The following is a 24910-nucleotide window of genomic DNA, read 5'->3' as shown; positions in this document are numbered from 1 at the left end:
GCGCCGTGGCTGCCCGGCATGTCGCGCAAGTGTCCGCCGTGTGAACCGCACCCCCACCTAGCGCCGCTGTCGGGCGATGGACGTGACCGTATGAATGTCGTCTGTTCGGCGCAGCGGCGCGACCAGCATCGCAATGACACCGACCGCCGCCACGGTGGCCGCGCCGCCGAGCACGATGGCGGGCACCGTACCGAACCAATAGGCGGTCAGGCCCGATTCGAACGCGCCGATCTGGTTTGAACTGCTGATGAATATGCCGTTGACCGCCCCGACCCGCCCCCGCAATTCGGCGGGCGTGCGCAACTGCACCAACGCGCTGCGGATGTGGATGCTCACCATGTCCGCGCCCCCGATGGCGGCGAGCAACACCAAGCTGAGCGGAAGGCTCCGTGACAAGCCGAAGGCGACGGTCAGAGCACCGAACACGGCTGTCGCGCTCAGCAGCACGGTCCCAACGCGCCGTGCCACAGGGCGATAGGTGAGCCACACGCCGACTGCGACCGCTCCAATCCCGGGCGCAGCGCGCAGGAACCCCAGCTCGACCGGCCCGACCCGCAACACGTCGAGCGCGTAGATGGGCAACAGGGCTGTCGCGCCGCCGAGCAGCACCGCCAGCATGTCGAGGAGCATGGCTCCCCCGAGCACACGGTCGCGCCAGATCACATGAAGGCCGGCGAAGGCAGCACGCAACCCGGAGAGTTGCGCAAGCTTTTCTGAACGACCCGGCAACGTCGCCGCCAACAGCGCGGCGACGATGAACAAGCCCAGCGCCCCGCCATACGCGACCTCAGGCGCCATTGCGTAGAGCGCGCCGCCGATGATCGGCCCGACCATCGTGCCGATCTTTGCGACGGACGTGACCCAGGCAACCGCCCGGGACACGTCCCCTTCGGCAACGACACTGGGTAGCAGTGCGGTATGAATCGGGTGCTCGAAAGCGCGCGTCGCCCCGGTTGCCAGCGCCGCCGCATAGAGAACGAGGACGATGCTGACGCCAGCTGGCACAGGCAGGAGCAGCGCCCCCGCAGCCAACGCGTTGAGCAATTGGGCGAGCATTGCAATGCGACCGGGCGCAAATCGATCCACCAGTTGGCCGGCGGGCAGCGCAAAGGCCAGGCTGGGAACGAACTGGACGAGGCCCAGGAGGCCGAGATCGAGCGCCGAGCCACTGACCTGGTAGAGATGCAGCCCCAATGCGAAAGCGAGCAACTGGCTGCCGAGCGTCGAGCAGCCGCGCAGCAACCAGACGGATCGGAAAGCGCCTCGTAACGGCGAGAAGGGTGCCGTCACTTCAGCGACCGGCCGGACTCGGAATACGCAACGCCGCGCACTACCAGTCGATGCCTGCGGTTTCGAGGTTGTGTTCTATTTCCGCTTTGGCCTCGCGCAGCACGGGCAGGAAGCGCGAAATGGCAGCGTCTTCGGCGATCAACGAGGACGGCCACACCGTGCTGATGCAGCCGAACACCCTGCCCCGGCAAAGCACCGCCAACGCGACGCTGCTGCAACGTTTGTACGGGACCTCATCCGACGCGCAATAGCCATGCGCCTGAACCGATCGAATCATGTGAATGATGTGGTGCGAGTCCCGCGCCACGCGATCTTCAGGCGCCTGGGACTTGCGCAGATGCGCCAGGATCTCTCGTCGTTGCTCGTCGTGAGAGAAGGCCAGATAGGCCCATCCCAATGGCGTAGACAACATCGGAATCCGCCTGCCGACGGCCCCCAGCCCAATCGACTGCGGACTGAAGCGGTCCGTGCTTTCGCGCACGACGATACCGTCGTCCTCGAAAGTAGAGACTGCACTTGGCCACTTCAATTGCTGCCGGCGTCCAAAGAGCACCGGCGTAGCGACCGAGACGAAGATGGATTCGCAAGTCGTTCCGCCGCTCAAACGACGTACCGCGATGGTCAGTCGATAGACATTTTCGTCGGGATTCACTCGCTCGACAAAACCGCCGTCGGCAAGCGTCTCGATGATCCGGTACACCGTCGGCAAGGGCAATTTGAGCGCTTTGGCGATATTTTGCGCCGAGGCGATCCGTACTTTGTTGAGATAGCCTAGAACGTCAAGTCCACGGTCAAGTGTTCGCAATGGTGTTTTCATGTCTCCTCCAGCTGATTCAGCCACCAGTGAATGCGCAAGCGTCCGGACATGCCTGCACCATCGTTTGTCGCGTCGGCGAGGCGGTGGCGAAAGATTATGAGGTAACGAAGAATAAATTGCTCTCTCACTGGCACGGTTGTCGGCCACGGCGCGATCCTGCTACTTCAGACCCGTGATACGGCCAAGATCGACGACGAGAAATACGCCGAACAACCAGCCACTACGGGTATTCCCTGTCGAAAGAGAAGACCCCATCCTGTTCGGATTCAGAAAATACTGGAGTGAAGCGTTGATCAAAACTCCCGGTGCAAGCCCATACTGACCGTGCACATCGAATGCGAACGTGTCTCGGTGAACTTGATTGCTGCCGTAGCCATATTGCTGTTCGAACGCGGCCCGTCCTTTGCTCAATTGCAAATAGCGCCAAGTTGATCCGACCGATGCGATCGGATTGTTTTTGAGAAAGCCACCATATTCGACACCTGCAAACGCTTCGATGGGAAAAGCCTGGCCAGCGCCTGGCGTGACGTAGGCTCCCCCATAGAGTGCAACATTGGGAGGGAAAGGGCCTTGAGCATCTGCTTCTTTCCAGACCACCTTTCTGGCCTGCCCATAAAGGCCCCATGTGCCACCGTCATGTGTCTTCACGGGAATCAGAGCGCCATCAGGCCCGGGAACAGGCGTAGGAAAACTGCCGTCATCGACGTACGGCTTCGTATTGTGATATACGCCGACCTCGGCATTCAATGGGAGTTGGCTGTTGGAGAAATCCGACTTGTACATCAGATTTCCGACACCGATCCAGCCCTTTCGGGTGTCCGAGCCATTCCAATTCCAACCCGTGGACGTGGTTTGAAGATCGTAATTATCTTCGACGACGGCGAACCCCAAACGGGTACGATCCGACAGCGCATACGACATTCGCGCGCCCCACAGTGACTTATCCCGCGGCGGCACGCCCAGCGTGATAAGCGGTGTCGCAGCAAAGCATCCCGTACACATGTTTGCCACCATGAAATCATCCGTCAGATTCATGCGGCCGTATTCAACATGAAGCTTCTCGTCGAAAAATTCGTGAGACAGCGTCAACTTAACGAGATTTGAATTCGTTTGCGTCGGCGGAAATGGCGCGAGGCCGGCACCAACTTGCGACGAGAAATTTGCAGTATTGTTGGAGGGTGGCTGCCACAGCTCCGTGAAATGGAGTTTTGTGTTGTAGATGCCTATGAGCTTTTGCAGATCGGCATTGGCCGAAAAGCCCAGTTCAAAGTAGTCGACGGACTTACCCGTCGAGACACCGACCGAGGGGTTGGCGAAATGCCCATTTGCAAGATACAGGCCGAGCTCGACCCCATGCGCTTCAAGCGCATCGCCAATCCCGCTCAGCGGCCCCGTTCTGGCAGGCGGGGCACCGGGCGGAGGCCGCGCGCCGATGTTCGCAGCACTGGGCGGGTTCAACTTGGTTTCATTCTGATCCGGCAGGAAAACGCCTTTGACGGATCCCGATCCGCTCGCGGGATCACGTGGCTGATGGGCCGTGGTGGGAGCGCCTGCATCCTGCGCGGTGCCTGTCGCGTCAGCCTGTGCAGTGACTGTCTCCAGGTCCGTGCCGGCAGCCATCGCCGCAGTGAGGGATGAGAATCCCAACGCCACGAGAACCGTTCTGGCATGACACGTGAGGTCCGTAAATTGTTTCATGTCTCTCTTTCCTTATAGTTAGCTTCACTGGGACGGGATCCCTGATGCCGGCTCGCCGCAGGTCACAGCCGCGTCGGCGCGTCACTGGGAATGTGGGAAACGGGTCTTTGCCTGTGCGCCTTGTCGATGCCTGTCAGGACGCCCCATAGCGCCTGCGGGGCAGTGGCGCTGTCGAACAAGCCGCTGCACAGGGTCTCGACCTGCGCGGCGACCTGGTCATCGATCACGCCTTCTGTGAGCCGCCTGAACTTCGACTGGGCGGCCACCATGTCGAAGGGCAGCGTTGGATCGCCCCACGCGTCGACGACGGTCTTGCAAGCCACCTTCTCTTCGCCGATGAAGAGTTCGACGGTGGCGGGGTAGGCCTGCGGGGTGAGGCTTTGCAGTTGCTCGTCTGCCACGACTTCGACCTTGCGAGCCAGCAGCGACATGCCTGCGCTGCGCACCGGCTCCTGCCGCTGGATGTCCAGCAGGTGCTGCGGGCTCACGCCAGCCAGCGCGATGTTGTAGGCGCAACTCGTGATGCGAGAAAGCCGACTCGTCTCGATGTCGTGATGCCCCACCATGCGGGCATGGGCGGGCGGCAGCTTCACCCGGATGCGGCTCAGGCTCGCGTGCGCGATGCCCTCCTGGAGCATCTGCTTTAAGGCCTGTACCGCCGCAACGTTGTGCTTGGCGATGCAATACGGCTTGATGCTGGTGCGTTGCACCGCGGAGCCCTGGCGGAAGAAACCTTCCATGAATTGCGGCGCGAAGGCAATGCCGTGCAAGGCTGCCGGCGCTGAACCGTCGAGCAACGTTCGATCGCCGCTGAATCCCCGTGCTGCGCTCAAGGCGGCTGCGCACCCAGTCCGGGCAGCCATGCCAAGCAGCAACCACCGCGCCGACGTCCCTGGGCCGGCCGCCACACCTGCGCTGGCACTGCCGCCGGGTCGACCATTGGATGCCGTGAGCGCAATGGCCAGCGCGTTGGCGGTGCGCTCGACGTCCAGACCCAGCAGCTTCGACGCCACCGCCGCGGTGGTGACGGGTGCCAGCAGCAGCGTCGGCCAGATGCCGTTGTGCAGGATTTCAGGCCCCGACAGCGCCTCGCCCAGGCATGTCATCACCTCATAGCCCGCGTGGATGCTCGCGGCCAGACGACCCGAATCGCTCGCGTTCAAGGGACCTGATGCAGCGTCAGCTGCAAGCGCCAGGGCGCTGAGGATCGCGACCGCCCCCGGCGTGGTGCAGGAGGCCATGTGGATGTCGTCGACTTCGGTCAGCCGCGCGGTCGCCGTGGCCAGAGCGATGGCATCGAGCACGGACCCGTCGAAGACCGCCGGCAGGCGAGCGTCACGCTCTTTCAACTGGGCGAGCTGCACGCCTTCACCGGATGCCCTGCCCGCGATCCACGCCCCGACCGTGTCGAGCAGATGGACAGACAAGGCCGGCCCGCCATCCTCCATTGCGGCGGGTGACGGGGCGCAGGCGATGCATTGCGCAATCGTGTCGATACGGGTCATGAGGTCGGAAGCGTTCGTTGAGAGACGCCCGGGTCGGCGTCATCCATGAATTTGAACTCAAGTCTCATATTACGAGACTAGGTGCAAACACTAACGACATCCAACCGACAGAAAGCCAAGAAATCCCGCAGAATACCCCGGCAAAAGTCAACAAAATCAACAGCTTATTCAGTTTTTATGTTTTCTCCTTAATCGAGATTGACATCAAAATCTCATAATGATAGATTTGTTCAAAATCGAATGCCGAGGCGTGCACGCGGCGCGGCCGCCTTCATGGCGCCACATGGCTTGTGCGTCGAGCAACCACCGTGGACCGCCTGCTTGCGAGCGTGCAGCGATGAAGGCAAGTGCTGCGTGGACGCGCTCGGCTTCGTCGTGGCGGACCAGGCCCCCAAAAAGAGCCAGTCGAAATATCGATGGTGCTTTTGGGGGCTCCGAGTGTTCAACGGTCCGCCTCGTTATCGCACCTACATCGATTCTTTTATCAAGGACCCCTTCCATGAAATTGGCTTTTTTCGATTCTTATCGCCTCGGGCTGGTTGTCGACGATGCCATCATCGATATCTCCAACGAAGTTCCCGCCTATACCGAGGCCGCTGCAAGCCAAGCCATGATTTGGCTCATCGAAAACTTCGACGATAAAAAGCCTTCTTTGTCGAAGGCCGCAGAACAAGGCGAGCGCATACCGCTCGCCAATGTTCGGCTTCGTCCACCGATCCCCAAGCCCGGCAATATCGTTTGCATGGCCGTGAATTACATGGAAAACGGCACGTTGGCCGAGCGCCCGCTGATCAACGCGTTTCACAAGGCGTCCTCCGGCGTGATCGGCCATGGCGACACGATGGTGCTACCGGATATGGCTGCTTCGGTATTCGAGGCCGAAGCTGAAATTGCGCTGGTCATCGGCCGTCGTGCAGACAAGGTTGCTGCTGCCGACTGGCAAGACTACGTCTTCGGCTATGTCGGCTTTATCGACGGCTCCGCGCGGGGCGTGAAGCCCGACAGGAATACCTTCTTTCAGATGAAGTCTCGTGCGACGTTTGCGCCTCTCGGCCCCTGGATCGTGACGGCGGACGAGATCGATGACCCCCAGAACCTGAATATCGCCATGCGCGTCAATGGCACACTTCGGCAGGATTTCAATACCGACGACATGGCGCACAGCATTTCAAAATCCATCGAATGGCTCAGCCACATTCATCCGCTGGAGCCTGGCGACATCGTCGCGACAGGGACCAACCACCGGGGGCTGGGCGCCGTCCAGCATGGCGACCGCCTGGAGCTTACGGTCGAGCGCGTCGGCACTCTTTCGGTCGTCGTCCAGGATGATCTGCGACGAACCTGGTCGACCGAAACCCGTCTGGAGCGCCAAACCAAGGGACTGCCGGCCCTGTCACCCCAGCTTTCAGGGAAATACACCCCCAGCTAACCCGCATCGGCTGGCCGAGCCATAAAAAAAGGACCGCTACTGCGGTCCTTTTTCCAGTGCCAAACGCCGGCGTTATTCGCTCAGCGGCAGGCGGCCAGCCGTGGCCCACGTCGCCATGTGATTGGCGAAATGCAGCCAGCTTGCGCGCTTGGGAGCGGCAACGGTGGCCTGCACCCGCGCAGTGGCAGGGGACTCAGCGAGACAGCGAACAGGTTGCGACTTACGGTCGTCAAGTGAGCCGCTGGCGGTGAAGGTGGTGGTGCTCATGTGGAACTCCTGTACGTACCATTGCAGGCTTGAGACACAAGCCACTTCGCGCGTAGCTCCTCAAGGATTGACCCTAGTTTAGGGGAAAACCCTAAGCCATTGCAAGTGCAAGCCCATGCCTCGGACGCCTTGCCACCCCCACGCCGCCTCGCGCAGGGTCAGCTAGCATGCTCGATTCACAACGACCCGGCAAAAGATCGCAATGTCCAGTCTGAACAAGATGCTGTCTTTACTCGAATTTTTCTCGATCGAGCGACCGGTTTGGTCGCCCGAGGAACTGTTGAACCACAGCGGACTTTCACGGCCTACGGGATACCGGTATTTCAAGGAACTCTGCGATTCCGGCTTGCTGAGGCGCGCGGAGAACGGATATTGCCTGGGGCCCCGCATCATCGAAATGGATTACTACATCCGGCAGAGCGACCGATTGCTGATGGCCTGCCGGCCGGTGATGAGCCAACTGGCGCAGGAAACCGCCTGCGACGTGCTGCTCGCCACAATCTACGGCGCACGCATTCTGGCCGTCCATCAGGAGATCGGCGCAAAATCCGGGCCTCTGGCGTTCGGCCGGGGCCGACCGATGCCCTTGTTCAGGGGTGGCGGCTCCAAGGTGATCATCGCTTCGCTGTCGATGGCCAAGCACAGACGACTCTACGAAACTCACGCTGCCGAAATCGCACAAGCCGGGCTGGGTGCGACCTTCAAGGATTTCCGCGCCCGAATGGTGCAGATCCAGCGCGATGGCCATGTGCTGTCCGTCGGGGAGCTCGACCCGGAGGCTGCCGGCGCAGCCGTTCCGGTGTCCTCGGGCACCTCGATCGAACCCTCCGCCATGATCATGGTGACCACCCGGCCGCACTTCGCGCTCATCGATAAGCCCATGCTGATCGAGCGCATGCAGAACGCGGCACAGCAGATCGAAATGGCTTTGACACCTGTCAGCGCGCCCCCCACGGCAGGCCTCTAGCACGGGCATTTCATTCAGTGGCTCGCAACGCCAGCGATCCGCTTCAAGTCACAGGAGGCCATCGAGCATTGCGTCCTGGCCGCCCGACGCACATCTCACGCAGCCGCAGCCGATGCCGACGCGGCAGCACGCCGCAGCGCACCGGCCACCGCCAGCACGCGCCGGTCTTCGGTGTCGCTGCTGCGAGCGACCAGCGCAATCTGGCGCGACGGCGCGTGCGGGCCCAGTTCGATCAAGCGCACGGCGTACGACGCCAGCATCGCCGCACGCGGACGCGGCACCACTGACACGCCCAGACCCTCGGCCACCATGGCCATGATCGCGTCGGTTGAGGTGACTTCAAAGCCCGGCCTCGGACCACGGCAGATGCGCCGGACGTAGGCCGCCGCGATGCGACCACCCGTGAGTTTGGTGTCGTAACGGATCCATGGATGGCGTTCCAGAAGTTGCGCCGGTGTGCCATCGGGCGTGCCGCCAAGCGTCACCGGTGGAGCCAGCAGCACGAACGACTCGCGCATGAGGTCATACCAATGCAGGCGGGTCGAACCGCCCGACTGAGGCCGAACCGCCACGGCCGCATCGATGCGTCCGGCCTTGACCGAGTCCACCAGCGCACCCGAGACGTCGAGGCTCATCCGCACAGCCAGTGCCGGGTGCTCGGCTTGCAGCAGGCTCAGGGTTCGCGGTAGCACGCTCTTCTCGACACTGGCGATGACGCCCAGCCGAAGAATGCCTGTGGCCGACAGCACGCGCGGGTTGCGCAACCCGTCGATCAGCGCCATCGATTGCGCAAGAGACGCGGCCGACGCCCGCGCAAAGGGCGTCGGCCGCGCGGTACGGGCGGAGCGGTCGAACAGGAGCTGTCCGAAGTACTCCTCGAGCTGCTTCATCTGCAGACTCACCGCACTCGGCGTGAGATTGAGCTGCTTGGCGGCACCTGCAAAGCTGCCGGTGGCAAGCACGACCTGGAAGCTGCGGAGCGTGTCGATCTTCATCAACGAATGATAAGAAAAACTCACTTCTTCATTGATGAAACGTCGTTTTTCTTTTGCTTCAAGGGCATCGATATTGCATGGATGCTGCGTTCCAACTTCACCGAAGCTCCGAAAGGCTCTCCATGCGCCGCAGACAGTTCCACCGCTATTTCTCCCTTGCCGCCGCGGCTGCCCTGCCAGCTCTCAGCGGCATGCCGGCCCATGCGGCCGACCCGTGGCCGAGCAAGCCGATCCGCCTGGTGGTGCCGTTCGCGCCGGGTGGCAGCAACGACGTCATCGCGCGTCGGCTGGCGATGCAACTGACCACATCGCTGGGCCAGTCGGTCGTTGTCGACAACCGCGCTGGCGGCGGCAGCACGGTCGGCTCGAACGTGGTGGCGACCGCGCCGGCCGATGGCTACACCCTGCTTTTCGTCTCCGGCTCGCTCGCCACCACGGCGGCCGTGCAGAAGACGCCCTACGACCCGCTCACGGCCTTCATGCCGATCTCTCGCGTGGCGAGCGCGCCCTTCGTCGTGCTCACGCGCGACGGCTTCCCGGCCAAGACGATGGGCGAATTCATCGCCTATGCCAAGGCGAACCCCGGCAAGATCAACTACGGCAGCGCCGGGCTCGGCGACAGCACCCAACTCGCCACCGAACTGCTCAGCAACGTGGCTGGGCTGAAGATGGAACCGGTCGGCTACAAGGGCATCTCGCCGGCCCAGATGGATCTCATCGCGGGTCGCCTGGACGTCGTGATCACCACCGTCGCCTCGATCCGCGGCACGCCCGCCGAGAAGCTGCCGATGCTGGCCTTCACCAGCGAGAAGCGAAATGCCGACTACCCGCAGGTGCCCACCGTCAAGGAAGCGACGGGGCTGGATTACGTGGTCGACGTCTGGTGGGGCACCTTCGGCCCCAAGGGCATGCCCACAGCGATCCGCGATCGCCTGAACAAGGAGATCGGCGTTGCGGTGGTCCAGCCGGAATTCGCCACTTTCCTCAAGGCCGCCGGGGCTGTCGCCGACCCGTCGACACCGGAGGTGCTCCAACGACTGCTCGTGAACGACGTACAGCGCTGGACCGACACCGCCAGGCACGCCGGCATCGCCGTGCAATAGGGCCGGGCCGTGTTCGAACGTCTTTTGAGCGATGCGGGCGACATCGATGCCATGACGGCAGCGCTGGCCGGCACCGCCGAGCGCCTGCACGGCATCGTGTCGCGGACCGACAGCGCGCGCATCGCGGCCGAGGTGCTGCGCCTGAACGACGCGGTGCGTGCCGCCGTCGAGCCACACCTGCCCTGCAGCGATCCGCCCGGCGCCTACCTGCAAGCACTGCTGGACCTGGCGGATTCGACCCACGGAGCGACGACATGAGCGCCGATGCACTCCTCGATGTGCCGCTGACCGAAGCCGCCGCCGCGGTGCGCGCCGGCGCGGTGACGTCGGAACAGCTCACGCGTGCCGCGCTGCAGCGCGCTGACCACAGAAGGGCACGCGTGAACGCCTTTGTGCGCGTGCGCGCCGACGAGGCGTTGGCCGAGGCCCGCGCGCTCGACCGCGAAGCGGCGGCTGGCCGGTGGCGCGACCCATTGCACGGCATTCCGCTCGCACACAAGGACTGCTTCGAGCGCCCCGGCGACACCATCACCCTCGGCTCGCGCGTGCCCGGCCCCGTGCCCGGCCAGCGACGCGCCAAAACACTCGAGCGCCTGGCCGCGGCGGGCGCCGTCGACATCGGCGCATTGAACCTCAGCGAAATGGTGGCCGGCCCGACCGGCCAGAACCCGCACTTCGGTGACTGCCTGAACGCCTGGGATGCGGATCGCATTTCCGGTGGCTCGTCGAGCGGCTCGGGCTCCGCCGTCGCCGCCGGCATCGTGCATGGCTCGCTCGGCTCCGATGCCGGCGGCTCCATCCGGCTGCCGGCGTCCATGCAAGGCCTGTTCGGGCTCAAGCCGACCTACGGGCGCGTGTCGCGCAGCGGCTGCTTCCCGCGCGCCTTCTCGCTCGAATGCGTCGGCCCGCTCGCACGCACGGCGCGCGACTGCGCGCTGCTGCTGCAGGCGATCGCGGGCCACGATGGCACCGACGCAACCAGCCTGCCCGCGCCTGTGCCCGACTACCTGGCGGCGCTGCCCGACGCGGCCGAAGGCAGCCGCATCGGCGTGCTCGCGGCCGACCGCGTCGCGCTGCACCCCGAGGTCGAAGCGGCGTTCGCGCATGCGGTCGGCGTGGCGTCCGCGCGCTACGGCGCCGCACCGCGCGTGGCCTTCGAAACGCTCGACGCCTGCTATGCAATGGCCGACGTCTTCTCCAAGGTCGAGGCCGCGACGCTGCACGGCCCCTGGATGCGCGCCCATCCGCAGTTCTATTCACAGGCGGTCTATTCGCGGACCGAGCCCGGTCTTCATGTTCCGGCCGTGCGCTATCTCGAAGCCCTGACCGTGCGGGCGCGCATCCTGGCGGACTTCGTCCACGGGCCGCTCGGACGGGCCGACGTGCTGATGCTGCCGACCCTGCCGGTGCGGGTGCCGACGCGTACCGAAGCCGACGTCGAATCGCCAGGCAGCGTCTTCGGTGTCGTCGCATCGCTTACGGCGCTGACCCGGCCCTTCAACTACCTGGGCGTGCCGGTGCTGAGCATGCCAATCGGGCTGGACTGCAACGGCATGCCCATCGGCATGCAGCTGGTCGGACGGCCACTCGGCGAAGCACGGCTGCTGGCGATGGCCGATGCGCTGTCGAACGACCTCGGCTGGACGCCGCTGACGCAGCGCCGCCCCATCCAGGCCACCCCCCTGTGACGACACCTTCCAACGCCTCCTCCTTCACCCTGCCCTGGACGGGAGGGTACGTCGTTCAGCGCTCGGGCGTACGACGCGGCCGGCGCTCGACTGCAGGTGCAGGTGTCGATGTCGGTTGCATAGGGAACAGGCTGGACGCTGCAGCGATGTTGCGCACCACGTGCTCCTCGATCGAGCGGGCGGCCTCCTCGATCTTGCCTTTCGACAAGAGCGCGATGATCTGCGCGTGTTCATCCATCGCCGTGCTCTTGCCCCATCGATTGGCGAGCAGTGCGAAGCGGATGGGCTGCGCCATCTCGTTGAGTGGCTCGATCGACTTTCGCAGCGGCTCGTTGTCGGCGGTCCTCATGATCGCGTCGTGAAAGGCGATGTTCGCCTCCAAATAGCCCTCGATCTGGCGGGCAGCGAAGTGGGTGGCCATGGCGTCATTGGCCTGCTTCAGTTCGCTCAGCAAAGGTTCAAGCGGCTTGCCGGCCAGTGCCTCCACGGCATGCCGCTCCAGCAGGCCACGCAGCCGGTAGATCTGCTGTGTGAGCTCAACCGAATATTCGCGCACGCGAAAGCCTCGCCGAGGCTCGTGCAGCACGAGTCCGCGAAGCTGCAGAAGCCGCATGGCCTCGCGCAGGGGCCCACGGCTGGTGCCGTATTCGGCCTCGAGCGCCTGTTCACGCAGCGCGCTGCCAGGCGGATAGCGACCGACGATGATGCCCTGGCGGATCTTCTCCATCAGGAAGTACGGGATGGGCTGGGGGACACTATTGCTCATGTACCGAAGGGGTGCTCGCGCAGCCAGTGCTGAGCGACGTCGATGCGGCGGCACAACCAGACGCGTTCGTGCTGGCGCACGTGGTCGAGGAAAGCCGCCAGGGCCTGCGCCCTTGCCGGCCGGCCCGTGATGCGGGGGTGCAGGCCGACAGACATCAGCCTCGGCGTGTGTTCGCCCTCCTCGTACAAGCGGTCGAACGTGGCTTTGAGGTAATTCTCGAAGTCGAACGGCGTGCCGAAGCCGCTGGGCGAGGCGAACTTGCCGTCGTTGGCATCCATCGTGTAGGGCACCACCAGGTGGGGCTTGGCATCGACCTCGACCCAGTAGGGCAACTCGTCGTTGTAGGCGTCGGAGTCATAGAGGAACCCGCCCTCTTCGACCAGCAGGCGCCGCGTGTTCTCGCTGGCGCCATAGCGGCAATACCACCCCTGGGGTCGAGAACCCATGGTGCGGGTGATCGACGCGATGGCGAGCGCCATCCGCTCGCGCTCCTGCTCTGCGCTCATGCGGAACACTTCTTCCCAACGATAGCCGTGGCAGCAGACATCGAAGCCCGCCGTTGCAATGGCCTCGGCCACGCGCGGATTGCGTTCGAGCGCCACCGCGCAGCCGAAGACGGTTGCTGGGACGCCGCGCTCGCGCAGCACCTGCAGAAGCCGCCAGAAGCCCACGCGGCTTCCGTACTCGTACATGCTCTCGAACGCCATGTCGCGCTGCCCCGCAGGAACGCGGCCACCCGGCGCCTCCGCAAGGCCGAGTTCGGTACGCGCATCGCCGTCGGCGTTGTTGTATTCCGAACCTTCCTCGTAGTTGATGACGATCTGCACGGCCACCCGGGCGCGGTCGGGCCATCGGGCAGGAGGCGGTGCATCGGCGTAGCCGATGAAATCTCGCGCGGGGGTCCAGCGCTGCGTCGGGTTGGTCATGGAGAAGGATCAGATCATGCCAAGGCGCTTTGCCAGCGCAACCGTTCGCTCGGCCTGCACGATGAAAGGCCCATCCACGAGCCGCCCATCAACAGTGAAGGCGCCTGTTCCCCGGCCCAGGTGGTGGTCTGCCGCCTCCACCACCCGCACCGCGTGGCGCACCTCGACCTCGGAAGGCATGAACACCTCGTTGGCAATGCCGATCTGCGACGGATGAATGCAGGAGCGTCCTGTGAAGCCCAGCTGCCGTGCGGCCTGCGAATCGCGCCGGTAACCTTCTGGATCGTCAATGTGGACATAAGCGCCATCGTAAGCCTGGATACCGGCCTCGCCCGCCGCCAGTCGCACAGCGGTACGCACAAATTGCGTTGCCGAAGGTTCGGCGGACGCGATCCCCAGAGGGGCGAAGAGATCACCGTAGCCGATCTGCAGGCCCATCACCCTCGGATGCGCAGCGGCGATCTCGGCGGCCAGGCGCAGGCCGCGCGCCGACTCGATGTTGGCCAGAATGCCGATGCGCCCGACGATGCCGCGCTCGCGTTCGATCGCCTCGATCGCATCCGCCGCTGCTTGCACGGATGCAGCCGACTCGACCATCGGCAGGTTCACGATGTGCAGGCCGGGCCAGACGACAGCCTCCAGGTCGGCCGCGAAATACGGTGTATCCAGTGCGTTGACGCGCACGATCAGGGTCTTGCGCGCCGCCTCTGGCGTCGCATGCGTCAACCCTTCGAACAGCGCCCGCAGGTGGCTGCGCGCCTCGGGCTTGGCATCTGGTGCGACGGCGTCTTCCAGGTCGAACGACACCGCGTCGGCTGCACCGTTGAGCGCCTTGGCGAACAACGCCGGCCGCGAGGCCGGGACGAAGAGCTTGCTTCTCATGGCGTCGTCCGTTCAGACCACCGTGCCATCACGGGCGCGCGCCAGGTAGTCCAGCGTCTCCTGCACCGTCACCACATCGGCGAACTGGCGGTCCATGTCGAAGAGCGAGATCGCGTGCGAAATCGGGATCCGGTCGAACACGGCCTCCTGCGGCACGATGGTGCGGAAGTTGTACGACGAAGCATCGAAGACCGTCGAGCGGATGCAGTTGCTGGTCGCGCCGCCCAACACGATGACCGTGTCGATGCGCCGCTCGACCAGGTAGCCCAGCAGCGGCGTGCCGTGAAAGCCGCTGGGCTTCTTCTTGACGAACACCACGTCACCCTGGGCCGGCGAAAGTTCGGGCACGAGTTCGGCGCCGCGCGAGCCCGCGAGGCACCAGTGCTCGCTGTCCAGCAGGTCGCGCTTGCGGCCATAGACCCCAATGTCGCTGCCGTCGCGATCGAGTGCAAAGAGTGTGAAGAAGCAGGGCACGCCCACGCCCTGTGCAGCCTGCACGACGCGCGCGATCTCCTGCACCGCGCGGCGACCAACGTCCGAACAGCTCGACGGCCAGGCCGCGTCGTTGCCCGGCTCGCCGACCATGTAGCGCTGCGCATCGATCACGACCACGGCGGCGCGTTGGCCAAAGCCCATGCGGCGACCGAAGCGGCCGCGGGCGATGACCGCGCGATCTTCGTCGGTCAGGAAGTTTTCCCAGGGTTTCATTCGATTCTGTCCTTCTCGGTTGAACGCAGGTTGCGGTCTCAGGCGGCGGCGCCCGCGTCAAGCAGGGCTTCGATCTCTTCCGCGCCGTAGCCGGCGCCAGCCAGCACCTGCCGGGTGTGCTGGCCGAAGGTCGGCGCAGGTGCCGGCGACTGCGGCTCGGCGTCGCCGAACTTCACGGCCCGTGACAAGCCGCGGTAGCGGCCCACGACCGGATGCGTGAACTCGTGGACCATGCGTTCGGCGAGCACCTGCGGATGGTCGAACATGTCCTCGATCTCGAGCGCTGCGGCACACGGCACGCGTTCGCCGAAGTGCTGCTCCCATTCCGGCGCGGACCGCGCCGCCAGGGCGGTGCGCACCTGCGGCACGAGTTCGTCCGCATGCTCGGCGCGCAGGCGCACGGTGGCGTAGCGCGGATCGGTCGCCAGCTGCGGCAACCCGATCAGCTCGCACAGCGCGGTCCAGAAATGGGGCGTATTGGCCGAGATGTACAGGCTGCCTTCGCGCGTCGGGTACAGACCGGTGATGCCGCCGGAACGCATGTCGCGGTACGCGCCCCGCGGCTCATCGGCAGCCCAGACGAAGCGGGCCGACTGCATCGCGAGCGCGCTGCGCAGCAGCGACACCCCGACGAACTGGCCCTTGCCGGTGCGTTCACGCTGGTAGAGCGCAGAACTCACGCCGCCCGCGAGCAGCGCCGCTGCATAGTAGTCCACGACCGAGCCGTAGACAATCTGCGGCGACTCGGGCGTGCCCTGCAGCGCGCAGATGCCCGCCATCGACTGCAGCACCTGGTCGTAGCCGGCCTTGTCCTTGAGCGGTCCACTCTCGCCGTAGCCGGTGACCGCGCAGTAGACCAGCCGCTCGTTGAGTGCTTGCATCTGCTCGAATCCGATGCCCAGCCGTTCCGGCACACCAGGCCTGAAGTTGTGCACCAGCACGTCGGCATCGCGCACCAGGCGCGCAAACACATCGCGCGCAGCCGCCAGCTTGAGATCGAGCACGATGCCGGACTTGCCCCGGTTCACACCGAGAAAGGCGCGGCCTTCGCCGGGCAATGTCGAAGGGTACTTGCGCAGGTTGTCGCCCTGCGGCGGTTCCACCTTGATCACCTCGGCGCCCTGATCGGCAAGCAGCGTGCAGCCGTAGGGCGCCGCGATGTAGGCGCTGAGATCGAGGATACGGATGCCCGCGAGGGGTCCTGAACTTGTCACTGGAATGGTCTCCGTTTTCGGTGATTGGGTTGTGGCTGCGCGGTCCGCTACAGCCCGAGGTAGGCCTTGCGCACCCGGTCATCGCCAGCAAGCGTCTCGGCCGAACCTTCGATCGCAATGCCGGAATGCTCGAGGACGTAGGCGTACTTCGCCAGCTTGAGCGCCTGCGCCACGTTCTGCTCGACCAGCAGCACGCCGATACCGCGCTCGGCGATCGTGCGAATCACCGACATGACCTGCCGGACAACGATCGGCGCCAGGCCGAGCGAAGGTTCATCGAGCAGTAAATACTTGGGCTGCGACATGAGGCCGCGCGCAATCGCGCACATCTGCTGTTCGCCACCGGAGAGCGATCCGGCGTTCTGCGAGAGGCGCTCCTTGACCTTCGGAAAGATGCTGAACAACCAGTCGAGAGTCTCGGTTTCCATGCCGCGCCCGCGGGGCGAATAAGCGCCCATCTCGAGATTCTCGCGCACGCTCATGAAGGGAAACAGATGGCGGCCTTGCGGCACATGCGCGAGCCCCGCCTCGACACGCTCATGCGCGGGCAGCCGGCCGATGTCGACACCGTCGAGGAGGATGGACCCCGCCTTCACTTCGGTCAGCAGACCCGAGATGGCATTGAGCGTGGTGGTTTTTCCTGCGCCGTTGGCACCGAGCAGGGAAACGATACCGTCCTGCGGCACTTCGAAGCTCACGTCGCGCAACACGACGACGTCGCCATAGCCAGCGCTGAGGTTCCTGATTTCGAGGCTCATTCGTCATCACTCCCGAGGTAGGCGGCGATCACCTTCGGGTCCTGCACCACGACCTTGGGCAGATCCTCCGCGATCTTGACGCCGTAGTCGAGCACCACCACACGGTCGGCCAGCGACATGACCGCATGCAGGTTGTGCTCGATCATGATCACGGCGAGGCCGTCGGCGCGCGCGAAGCTCCGGATCAAATGAATGCTCTCCTCGATTTCCGACGGGTTGAGGCCCGCCAGTATCTCGTCGAGGAGCAGCAGCCGGGGCTGCACAGAGAGAGCGCGCGCGAGTTCCAGGCGCTTGCGCGATTCGAGCGTGAGGCTGCCGGCCAGGCGATCCATCAACGGGCCCATGCCAACGCGTTCGACGATCGCAGCGGCCTGCTTGCGCGCCTGCGCTGGCTTGTTCTTCAGCAGTGCACCGACCATGACGTTCTCGAGCACAGTCAACGAAGTGAGAGGCTTCACGATCTGGAAGGTGCGCCCGACGCCCGCCTTGGCCCAGCGCGGCGCACGCGCATGGGTCATGTCGCTGCCGTCGAACTCGATACGCCCCTCGTCGGCCTCAAGGTGGCCGCTGATGATGTTGAACAAGGTGGTCTTGCCCGCGCCATTCGGCCCGATCAGGCCGACGATCTCGCCAGGCCCGACCTCGAATGACACCTTGTTGACTGCGACCAGTCCCCCAAAGCGGCGAAGGAGTCCCTCGACCTTGAGCAGGGGCGGCAGCTTTGCCGTGACTTCGGTAGGATTCATTTACGCCTCCTTGCCTTGATCGCGCCGACCACGCCCTGTGGCGCGATCAGAACCACACCCAGCAGCACCGCGCCATAGATCAGCAATCGCGGACCGCCGCCCAGAAAGGTGCTCAGGATGCCGTCGAGCGGCGTCATGATGAAGGAGCCGACGATCGGACCGAGCGGCGTGCCCAGGCCACCGATCAGACTGAACAATGCGATCTGAACCGAGACACCGATCGAGAACACGCTGGGTGGATCGAGGAACAGGATGTACTGCGCGTACAGGAAGCCGCCGAGCGAAGTGAGCGCCGCGCTGATCATGGTGACGACCAGCTTCACGCGCACTGGCTCGACGCCCATGCTCTCGGCGGCATCCTGGTCATCTCGCACCGCGATCAGGTAGAGCCCGAGCTTGCCGCGGTGCAGCCAGCGCGTGATGCCATAGACCAGCATCATCAAGGCGAATGCGGCGAGCACATAGGCCCAGCGAGATTCGAAGATGAAATTGCCCAGGCCCGGCTTGAAGGGCAGCGCGATGCCGGTGGAGCCGCGGGTCACGTCGGTCCAGTTATTGGCAACGATCTCCATCACGATCGGGAAGACCAGCGTCGCCAGCGAGAAGAAGGCACCGCGCAGCCGAAAGCACGGCCAGCTGATGAGCACCGCGGTGGTGGTAGTGACCACCACGCCGGCGATCAGGCCGATCCAGGGCGAGATGCCAAAGGTCGCATAGAGCACTGCGGTCGCATAGGCGCCGATGCCAAAGAACGCTGACTGCCCCAGCGAGACCAGCCCGCCGTAGCCGGCCATGAGATTCCAGGCACCGCTCAGTGCGGCCCACAGGAAGGTCATGACGATGATGTTGAGGTAATAGTCGTTCATCATTTCATGCCCAGGTCTTCGGTACCCTTGCGCCCGAACAACCCCTGTGGCCGCACGAGCAGGATGACGATGAAAAGCAGCAGCGCCACGACGTCCTTGAACTCGACCGACAGGTAGAAGCCAGTCAGCGTCTGCGCCACGCCAATGATCAGGCCGCCGACGACCGCGCCGGCCACGCTGCCCATGCCGCCGAGGACGACAACGACGAAGCCGGTGATGATCAGGTCCACGCCAACGGTTGGGAAGGTGTAGTACATCGGCGTCAGGATGCAGCCGCACACCGCCGCACAGGCGACGCCGCAACCGAAAGCCAGGCGGTTGAGCTGCTTGGTGTTGACGCCCATCAGACTGGCCGCATAGCGGTTCTGCACCATCGCCCGCAGCGCACGGCCACCGCGGGTGAAGTGCAGGAAGCCGATCAGTCCGGCGGCCATCAAGATCGCCGCGATGAAGGCGAAGAGCGACGTCGCCGAGATCGACAGGCCTGCCACCGTGTAGGAGAGAGAGGTGTATGCCGTGCTGACCGAGCGGTAATCCGGGCCCCAGAAGGTCAGGGCCAGGTTCTGCATCAAGACCGACAGACCGAAGGTGGCAAAGATCTGCATCGAATGCGCGGCAAAGAGAATGCGCTGGATCACAAACCGCTCGACCAGCATGCCCAGCAGGAAGATGGCGGGCACCACGATGATCGCGCAGAGGTAGGGATCGATTCCGAGCAGGACGTTCGCCCAGAAGGCGCCGAACATCGCCAGCATGATGAATTCACCCTGCGCGAAGTTGACGATGCGCAGCACGCCGAAGATCAGCGTCAGGCCAATCGACAGCAGCGCGTACACGCCGCCGATCAACAGACCCGAGACCAGCAATTGGGGAAGGATGGCCAACATGGATCGTCTTGGACGGTCAGCGTTTGTCCCAGGCCGGCAGCGGCACCAGGATCGCGGCATGGGTCTTCACGGTGTCCGGGCTCACGACCACCAGCTTTCCACCTTGCCACTGCTGTGCGACCGGAAAGGCACGCAGGTTCTGGCCGCGGGCCGGATCACTCTCGCCCGCAAACTTCACGCCCCAGCCCAGCGCCGTGCCCCCATCGGGAATGTCGACTGCTGCGGCGGCTGCGCGCACTTTCTCCGGGTCGAGCGAGCCGGCCTTGCGCAGGACGTTGTCCAGCAGGACAAAAGTGCCAACGAACCCCTGCGTGCCGACATACGAAGGCGGTTTTCCGTACATCGCCTGAAAGCGCTTCTTGAACTCTTCCAGTTGCTGCGCCGATTCCTTCGACAGCGCTGACGTGTTGATGCCCGCGGAGCCCTCCGTGTCGAAGATGCCGTTGACCGCGCTGCCCAGGCCTTCCGCGAAACTAGGCAAGCCGTAGATGCCGCCAGTCCCGATGAAGGCATCGACGTTCACACCGAGCTGCTTCATCTGGCGTTGCACCAGGAGCGCATCGTTCGCATACGAGGACGCGATCACAATGTTCGGCGATTCGGCCTTCATGCGCAGAACCAGAGAAGACAGATCGGTCGTGGTGGCTTTGTAGGCGACCCGACCTGCGACCTTGAAACCGAGCTCCTTCGCCTTGAGCTCGGCTGCGGTGGCGACCGAGGTGCCGTAGTCGGAGTCCTCGTGGATCACCATGATCTTGATGTCCTTGGGCTCCTTGCCGAGCTGCTTGGCGATCACGTCCTTGGACAGGTTGGCAGCAAGCTGACCGTTCTGCGAAGCGGTGAAAACCACCCGGAAGTAGTTCTTGAAGCCGCGCTTGGTCAAGCCGTCCGAGATGCCACCAGTCTCCCAGTAGAGCCCCCCACGTCGCTCGACCACCTGACTGGCAGCGTAAGAAAGGCCGCTCGAATAGGTGCCCGAGATCACCTTGACGTTTTCAAGCGAAGACAGGCGCTCGGCTTCGGATTGCGCCTTGTCCGGCGTGGAGGCATCCCCCGTCACCAGCTCGATCTTGTGGCCGGCAACGCCGCCCCGCTCATTGATCATCTCGACCGCCACCTTTGCGCCGTTGAGGTTCTCGGTGCCAAGCAGCGCCAGGGAGCCGGTCAGCGGGTAGAGCGCGCCGATTTTCCAGGTCTCCGGCGTTTGGGCGTGCAGTGGACCCCACAAGCATGCGGAAGCCATCGTGGCGATGAAAGCTCGTCTGAAGTTCATGGTGAGTTCCTGTAAAGGGTGATTTCTGAGTTCCGGGGCAGATCCACCACACCAACTTTAATGACGTTAATGTAGATTGTCTACATTTTTATGAGGCGCGTTTTCACGCGGTGCGACTGCAAATGGGAGCGCTTTGTGGGGCGGGCGGAGGGGAGCCGCGGTCTTTTGCGCCGCGAGGATCAGGCAGGCGTGCGACCAGCCGCCAGCGGAAGACATCCAGCAAGGCGCCGCCGACCCAAGGGCTCACGCAGCACCGGCATCCCTCACACAGCGCTGATTTCCACCGCGGGAAAACGACAAAGGCGCTGCAACTTTGCTAGCTGCAGCGCCTTTATGGATACTGGTGGCCTGGGTCGGAATCGAACCAACGACACGCGGATTTTCAATCCGCTGCTCTACCAACTGAGCTACCGGGCCTTCGTACTTCGAAGCTGCAAGCAAAGCTTGAACGTTCGAAGCAGAGCCTCGAATTATACAGCGCTTTTTCGCCCCCGCGAGAGGTCCACGCCAAGTTGCTTGAGTTTTCTGTACAGGTGAGTGCGTTCGAGGCCGGTCTTCTCGGCCACGCGTGTCATCGAGCCGTGTTCCATGGCCAGGTGGAATTCGAAGTAGGCCTTCTCGAAGCCGTCTCGCGCATCGCGCAAGGGGCGGTCTAGGTCGAAGCTCTGCACCGACTGCGGGCCGGGGTCGGCGACAGCGACGATGGTCGGGAGCATCGGCACCGGGCTGTTGTCGCCCACGATGGTGACCACCGCGCCATAGGCACTGGGCGACGGCACCACGGCCGCAGCGGCGCGGCGGGCGGTCTCTCGTGCCAGCCCTTGCTCCACGGCCTTGAGCAGCTTCTGCAGCGTGATCGGCTTCTCCAGGAAGGCGAAGGCGCCGATGCGGGTGGCGTCGACGGCAGTGTCGATGGTCGCGTGGCCGCTCATCATGATGACGGGCATGCTCAACAGTCCGGTGGTCGCCCATTCCTTGAGCAGCGACACCCCATCGGTGTCGGGCATCCAGATGTCGAGCAGCACGAGGTCGGGCCGGGCGCGCAGCCGCGCGGCGCGCGCTTCGGCAGCGTTCTCCGCGAGTTCCACGTTGTGGCCTTCGTCATTGAGAATTTCGAAGAGCAGGTCTCGGATGCCCAGCTCGTCGTCGACCACGAGGATGTTTGCCATGAATGCTTGTTGCTTGTACCTGGTGAGCCCGTCCCGATTGGCCAGCCCTGCTGAGCGACTCAGACGACGGACGGTTTCGGATCTTCGGAATGAACGACCGCTCCCTGCGGCTCGCGTGCCAGAGCGAATGATAGCGAGACTTGAGCACCTGCCACCGAACCGTCCACGATGCGGTTGGACAGCTCGATGCGGGCGCCGTGTTCGTCGGCAATTTTCTTCACGACCGCCAGCCCCAGCCCGGTGCCTTTGGTCTTGGTCGTGACGTAGGGCTCGAAGGCGCGCTTGAGGATGTTCTCGGCAAAACCGGGGCCGCTGTCCTGCACGGTCAGGCGCACCCGTTGCCCCGAATCGCCCAGCCGCGTGCGCAGCACCACTTCCGCGCGGCGTCCGGTGCCGACCACGGCCGCTTCGGCCGCGTCCTGAGCGTTCTGCAGGAGATTATGGATCACCTGGCGGATCTGCTGGGCGTCGCCGCGGATCGGCGGGCAGCGCTCGTCGAGTTCGCAGCGCAGCATGCTCGAGGCGTGCTCGCCGCCATAGAGCTGGAACACGTCGGCGACCAGCGAATTCAGGTCGACCGGCTTGAGGTCGGCCGCCGGCAGGCGCGCATAGTCGCGGAACTCGTTGACCAGCCGCTTCATCGCATCGACCTGGTCGACGATGGTCTTGACCGACTTGGTGAGGATGGCCTGCTCCGGCCCAGCCACCTTGCCCGAGAGCTTCATCTCCAGGCGCTCGGCCGACAGCTGGATGGGCGTGAGCGGATTCTTGATCTCGTGCGCCAGGCGGCGGGCCACTTCGCCCCAGGCCTGCGCGCGCTGCGCCGAGACAATCTCGGAAATGTCGTCGAACACCAGCAGGCGGGCGGCGCCCGGCAGCTCGGCCCCGCGCGCGACGATGTTGATCGAGTCCTGCGACATGCCCGTGCCGCTGGCGTGCAGCTCGAAGGCGTGCTGCCAGTGATCGAGCCCGTGCTGGGCGCGCTCGACCTCGAAATCGTCGAACTGCTGCTGGATGTTCTGCGCGAAATGCGCGAGCCCGGGCACTTCGGCCAGCGCGCGTCCTTCAAAGGCGGCCAGCGGCGCCCGCAACACGCGGGTGGCGCCCGGGTTGGTCGACAACACGGTGCCGTGGGCGTCGAGCACGATGACGCCGGATGTCAGGTTGTCCAGGATGGTCTGCAGGTTGGCGCGCGCGGCGTCGAGTTCGCCCACCGTTTTCTCCACCGCGCCGCGCGCATCGGCGAGCTGCTGCGTCATGACGGCAAAGGACCGCGTGAGGCCGCCCAGCTCGTCCTTGCCATGCAGCACGGCCGTGGGCCGCAAGTCGCCGGCGGCGACCTGCCGCACGCCTTCGGCCAGCACCAGCAACGGTCGCGCCAGCGCATTGCCGAAAAGCACCGCCAGCAAGACCGCGCCGAACACGGCCAGGAACAGGCTGAGTGTCAACGTGCCGATGTACATGCGGCGCAAGCCATCGCGCGCCAGCGCACGCTCCTGGTACTCCCGGTTGGCCTCCTGCACAGCCAGTGCATTGGCCACGACGGCCGTCGGCAGCGGCCAGGTCACCTGCAGGAATCGGGGCTCGGTGTTGAAGTCGAAGCCCGGTCGCTGGACCAGCGCGATGGCACGCACACTGGCCGGCGGCGGGCCGGTGCCGGCGGCGGATTCGTCCAGGCCCTCGATGTGCGCCACCGCACGGTCGGCGCGCACCTGCCGCAGTTGCTGCTGCGTTGGCCGCTCGGGGTTCAGCTCGAAGCGCGACGCGCCAGCACTGGCCACCAATTGGGCCGATCCCGTCCACAAGATGACGTCGGTCGCCCCCAACTGATCGCGGATGCGTTCGAGCATCAGGCCGGCACTCGCATCGGGAATGTCGGCCAGCTGGCTGCTGGCGACCCGGGTCTTGGCCGCCAGATCTTCCGACAGCGAATCGAGCGTGGCGCGCCCGAGGTTCAAGCCAGCGTCGAGTGCGCCCTCGACCTTGACGTCGAACCAGCTCTCGATCGAGCGCGCGACGAACTGGTAGGACACCACGTAAACCAGCACCCCTGGCACGACACCCACCAGCGCGAAGATGGCCGCCAGCCGGATCAGCAGCCGGCTGCCGAACTTGCCCTGGCGCAGCCGCCGCACCAGCCGAAAGGCGATCCAGCCGATCACCAGGCTCAACAGCGTCGCCACCACCACGTTGATGCCGAAGAGGCGCGCGTAATTCTGCTCGTAGAGCACCCGGTTGTTGGTGGCCACGGCCAGCAGGAACATCAGCACCAGGCCGATGGCGACCACGGCGGCCGCCCCCACGCCGATGGCCCACCGCATGGCGCGCGCGCGTCTGCTGCGGGGGGGACCTGCGGGGCCGGTGTCGCGGGGTGCAGTGCTCACCGCAGCCGCTCCACCGGCAGCCGGGCGCTGCGCTCGACCGCAATGTCCCAATCGGCCTGGCCCACCACACCGATCTGGAAGGGCCTGGGCAGCTGCGATGTGTCGAGCCGGAACCGGAAAACCACACCGTGCGAAGCGTCGTCGCCGATTTCCGCAACGTCGCCCAGCCGCAGCCGGCCGATGCGCTTGACTGCATCGAGCGCCTCACCGAGGCTGTCGAAGTTCTGGTTGAGCGACACGCCAAAGCCGGTGTTGCCCGTGATCGGCACCGGCGCCACGTTCAGGCGCCAGCGACGGGTGAGGGGTTGGTAGGCCAGGCGCATGTGGCGTGCGGCCTGCGCCAGTTTGCGGTCGGTCCAGTACCAGCGTTCGCGGTACAGCTCGGCCTCGGCCACGAAATAGATAGCAATGCCCTTGTCGAGCACATCCTCGACCAGCTGGGGCAGCTCAAAATCGACCGCGGCGCTCAGGTAGACGCCGTCGTCGGCCTGCTCCAGCCGCATCTGCGTGACCGTGGCGCCATGCGCCTGGGCGGCCGCAGGCGGGGAGGTGACCAGCCCCATGACGCACCA

The 24910-nt window shown here is 64.6% G+C and carries 24 protein-coding genes and 1 tRNA gene; 5 read left to right on the top strand and 20 right to left on the bottom strand.

From position 1 onward, the window contains the following. Positions 1-57: 57 nt before the first annotated feature. The 4 genes from J2W36_RS20920 to J2W36_RS20905 form a co-directional block, all read right to left on the bottom strand. The gene (locus tag J2W36_RS20920) at positions 58-1290 is read right to left on the bottom strand and encodes an MFS transporter (RefSeq protein ID WP_307691702.1); all 1233 of its coding nucleotides are present in this window, start codon (positions 1288-1290) and stop codon (positions 58-60) included. 40 nt (positions 1291-1330) lie between these two features. Further along, positions 1331-2107: a helix-turn-helix domain-containing protein gene (locus J2W36_RS20915; protein WP_307691701.1), complete on the bottom strand. Its 777-nt coding sequence runs from the start codon at positions 2105-2107 to the stop codon at positions 1331-1333. 159 nt (positions 2108-2266) lie between these two features. After that, a complete protein-coding gene (locus tag J2W36_RS20910) occupies positions 2267-3805 on the bottom strand; it encodes a carbohydrate porin (RefSeq protein WP_307691700.1) in 1539 nt (512 codons plus the stop codon). 62 nt (positions 3806-3867) lie between these two features. Continuing rightward, positions 3868-5310 carry an MmgE/PrpD family protein gene (locus J2W36_RS20905; RefSeq protein WP_307691699.1) on the bottom strand — a complete coding sequence of 481 codons (1443 nt, stop codon included), beginning with the start codon at positions 5308-5310 and terminating at the stop codon, positions 3868-3870. 499 nt (positions 5311-5809) lie between these two features. Between J2W36_RS20905 and J2W36_RS20900 the strand changes: the two genes are divergently transcribed. Then, positions 5810-6739, top strand: coding sequence for a fumarylacetoacetate hydrolase family protein (locus tag J2W36_RS20900; protein WP_307691698.1), 930 nt, complete (start codon positions 5810-5812; stop codon positions 6737-6739). 72 nt (positions 6740-6811) lie between these two features. Here J2W36_RS20900 and J2W36_RS20895 read toward each other — a convergent pair whose 3' ends face one another. Beyond that, on the bottom strand, positions 6812-7006 hold the full coding sequence (locus J2W36_RS20895) for a hypothetical protein (RefSeq protein WP_307691697.1): 195 nt from the start codon (positions 7004-7006) through the stop codon (positions 6812-6814). A 202-nt stretch (positions 7007-7208) separates the two neighbouring features. On the opposite strand from J2W36_RS20895, the gene J2W36_RS20890 reads away from it, so the two are divergent. Next, positions 7209-7973, top strand: coding sequence for an IclR family transcriptional regulator (locus J2W36_RS20890; protein WP_307691696.1), 765 nt, complete (start codon positions 7209-7211; stop codon positions 7971-7973). Positions 7974-8068: 95 nt separating this feature from the next. Here J2W36_RS20890 and J2W36_RS20885 read toward each other — a convergent pair whose 3' ends face one another. Continuing rightward, positions 8069-8992 carry a LysR family transcriptional regulator gene (locus J2W36_RS20885; RefSeq protein ID WP_307691695.1) on the bottom strand — a complete coding sequence of 308 codons (924 nt, stop codon included), beginning with the start codon at positions 8990-8992 and terminating at the stop codon, positions 8069-8071. 98 nt (positions 8993-9090) lie between these two features. Here J2W36_RS20885 and J2W36_RS20880 point away from each other — a divergent pair, with 98 nt between their 5' ends. Genes J2W36_RS20880 through J2W36_RS20870 form a run of 3 tightly spaced genes read left to right on the top strand, consistent with a single transcriptional unit; the run spans position 9091 to position 11759 of the window. After that, positions 9091-10071: a Bug family tripartite tricarboxylate transporter substrate binding protein gene (locus J2W36_RS20880; RefSeq protein WP_307691694.1), complete on the top strand. Its 981-nt coding sequence runs from the start codon at positions 9091-9093 to the stop codon at positions 10069-10071. Positions 10072-10080: 9 nt separating this feature from the next. Next, on the top strand, positions 10081-10329 hold the full coding sequence (locus J2W36_RS20875) for a hypothetical protein (RefSeq protein WP_307691693.1): 249 nt from the start codon (positions 10081-10083) through the stop codon (positions 10327-10329). Further along, the gene (locus tag J2W36_RS20870; protein WP_307691692.1) at positions 10326-11759 is read left to right on the top strand and encodes an amidase; all 1434 of its coding nucleotides are present in this window, start codon (positions 10326-10328) and stop codon (positions 11757-11759) included. Before J2W36_RS20875 ends, J2W36_RS20870 begins: the two co-directional genes overlap by 4 nt. Positions 11760-11814: 55 nt before the next feature. On the opposite strand, the gene J2W36_RS20865 is transcribed toward J2W36_RS20870, so the two are convergent. The 14 genes from J2W36_RS20865 to J2W36_RS20800 all read right to left on the bottom strand — a co-directional run bounded on the left by J2W36_RS20865 (position 11815) and on the right by J2W36_RS20800 (position 24901). Continuing rightward, complete coding sequence (locus J2W36_RS20865) at positions 11815-12525, bottom strand: GntR family transcriptional regulator (protein WP_307691691.1); 711 nt, start codon at positions 12523-12525, stop codon at positions 11815-11817. After that, positions 12522-13451, bottom strand: a complete 930-nt coding sequence (locus tag J2W36_RS20860) for an allantoinase PuuE (RefSeq protein ID WP_307691690.1) — start codon at positions 13449-13451, stop codon at positions 12522-12524. The genes J2W36_RS20865 and J2W36_RS20860 overlap by 4 nt, the downstream gene beginning before the upstream one ends. 9 nt (positions 13452-13460) lie before the next feature. Beyond that, complete coding sequence (locus J2W36_RS20855; protein WP_307691689.1) at positions 13461-14333, bottom strand: HpcH/HpaI aldolase/citrate lyase family protein; 873 nt, start codon at positions 14331-14333, stop codon at positions 13461-13463. A gap of 12 nt (positions 14334-14345) precedes the next feature. Then, positions 14346-15041, bottom strand: coding sequence for a cysteine hydrolase family protein (locus J2W36_RS20850; RefSeq protein ID WP_307691688.1), 696 nt, complete (start codon positions 15039-15041; stop codon positions 14346-14348). A gap of 38 nt (positions 15042-15079) precedes the next feature. After that, positions 15080-16255, bottom strand: a complete 1176-nt coding sequence (locus J2W36_RS20845) for a CaiB/BaiF CoA transferase family protein (protein WP_307691687.1) — start codon at positions 16253-16255, stop codon at positions 15080-15082. A 47-nt stretch (positions 16256-16302) separates the two neighbouring features. Further along, entirely contained in the window at positions 16303-17013 is a 711-nt protein-coding gene (locus J2W36_RS20840; RefSeq protein ID WP_307691686.1) for an ABC transporter ATP-binding protein, read from the bottom strand. Continuing rightward, the gene (locus J2W36_RS20835; RefSeq protein ID WP_307691685.1) at positions 17010-17759 is read right to left on the bottom strand and encodes an ABC transporter ATP-binding protein; all 750 of its coding nucleotides are present in this window, start codon (positions 17757-17759) and stop codon (positions 17010-17012) included. The genes J2W36_RS20840 and J2W36_RS20835 overlap by 4 nt, the downstream gene beginning before the upstream one ends. Continuing rightward, on the bottom strand, positions 17756-18628 hold the full coding sequence (locus tag J2W36_RS20830) for a branched-chain amino acid ABC transporter permease (protein WP_307691684.1): 873 nt from the start codon (positions 18626-18628) through the stop codon (positions 17756-17758). The genes J2W36_RS20835 and J2W36_RS20830 overlap by 4 nt, the downstream gene beginning before the upstream one ends. Then, entirely contained in the window at positions 18625-19512 is an 888-nt protein-coding gene (locus J2W36_RS20825; RefSeq protein ID WP_307691683.1) for a branched-chain amino acid ABC transporter permease, read from the bottom strand. The genes J2W36_RS20830 and J2W36_RS20825 overlap by 4 nt, the downstream gene beginning before the upstream one ends. Positions 19513-19528: 16 nt before the next feature. Further along, positions 19529-20785, bottom strand: a complete 1257-nt coding sequence (locus J2W36_RS20820; protein ID WP_307691682.1) for an ABC transporter substrate-binding protein — start codon at positions 20783-20785, stop codon at positions 19529-19531. 341 nt (positions 20786-21126) lie between these two features. Beyond that, a tRNA-Phe gene (locus tag J2W36_RS20815) sits at positions 21127-21202 on the bottom strand. A gap of 53 nt (positions 21203-21255) precedes the next feature. Then, a complete protein-coding gene (locus tag J2W36_RS20810) occupies positions 21256-21954 on the bottom strand; it encodes a response regulator (RefSeq protein ID WP_307691681.1) in 699 nt (232 codons plus the stop codon). A gap of 59 nt (positions 21955-22013) precedes the next feature. Continuing rightward, positions 22014-24338 carry a sensor histidine kinase gene (locus J2W36_RS20805; protein ID WP_307691680.1) on the bottom strand — a complete coding sequence of 775 codons (2325 nt, stop codon included), beginning with the start codon at positions 24336-24338 and terminating at the stop codon, positions 22014-22016. Further along, positions 24335-24901, bottom strand: a complete 567-nt coding sequence (locus J2W36_RS20800) for a DUF4390 domain-containing protein (protein WP_370869364.1) — start codon at positions 24899-24901, stop codon at positions 24335-24337. The genes J2W36_RS20805 and J2W36_RS20800 overlap by 4 nt, the downstream gene beginning before the upstream one ends. Positions 24902-24910 lie beyond the last annotated feature (9 nt).

It is taken from the genome of Variovorax ginsengisoli (assembly GCF_030811835.1).
GTDB lineage: Bacteria > Pseudomonadota > Gammaproteobacteria > Burkholderiales > Burkholderiaceae_C > Variovorax > Variovorax ginsengisoli_C.
This window is presented reverse-complemented; position numbering and strand designations above follow the sequence as displayed.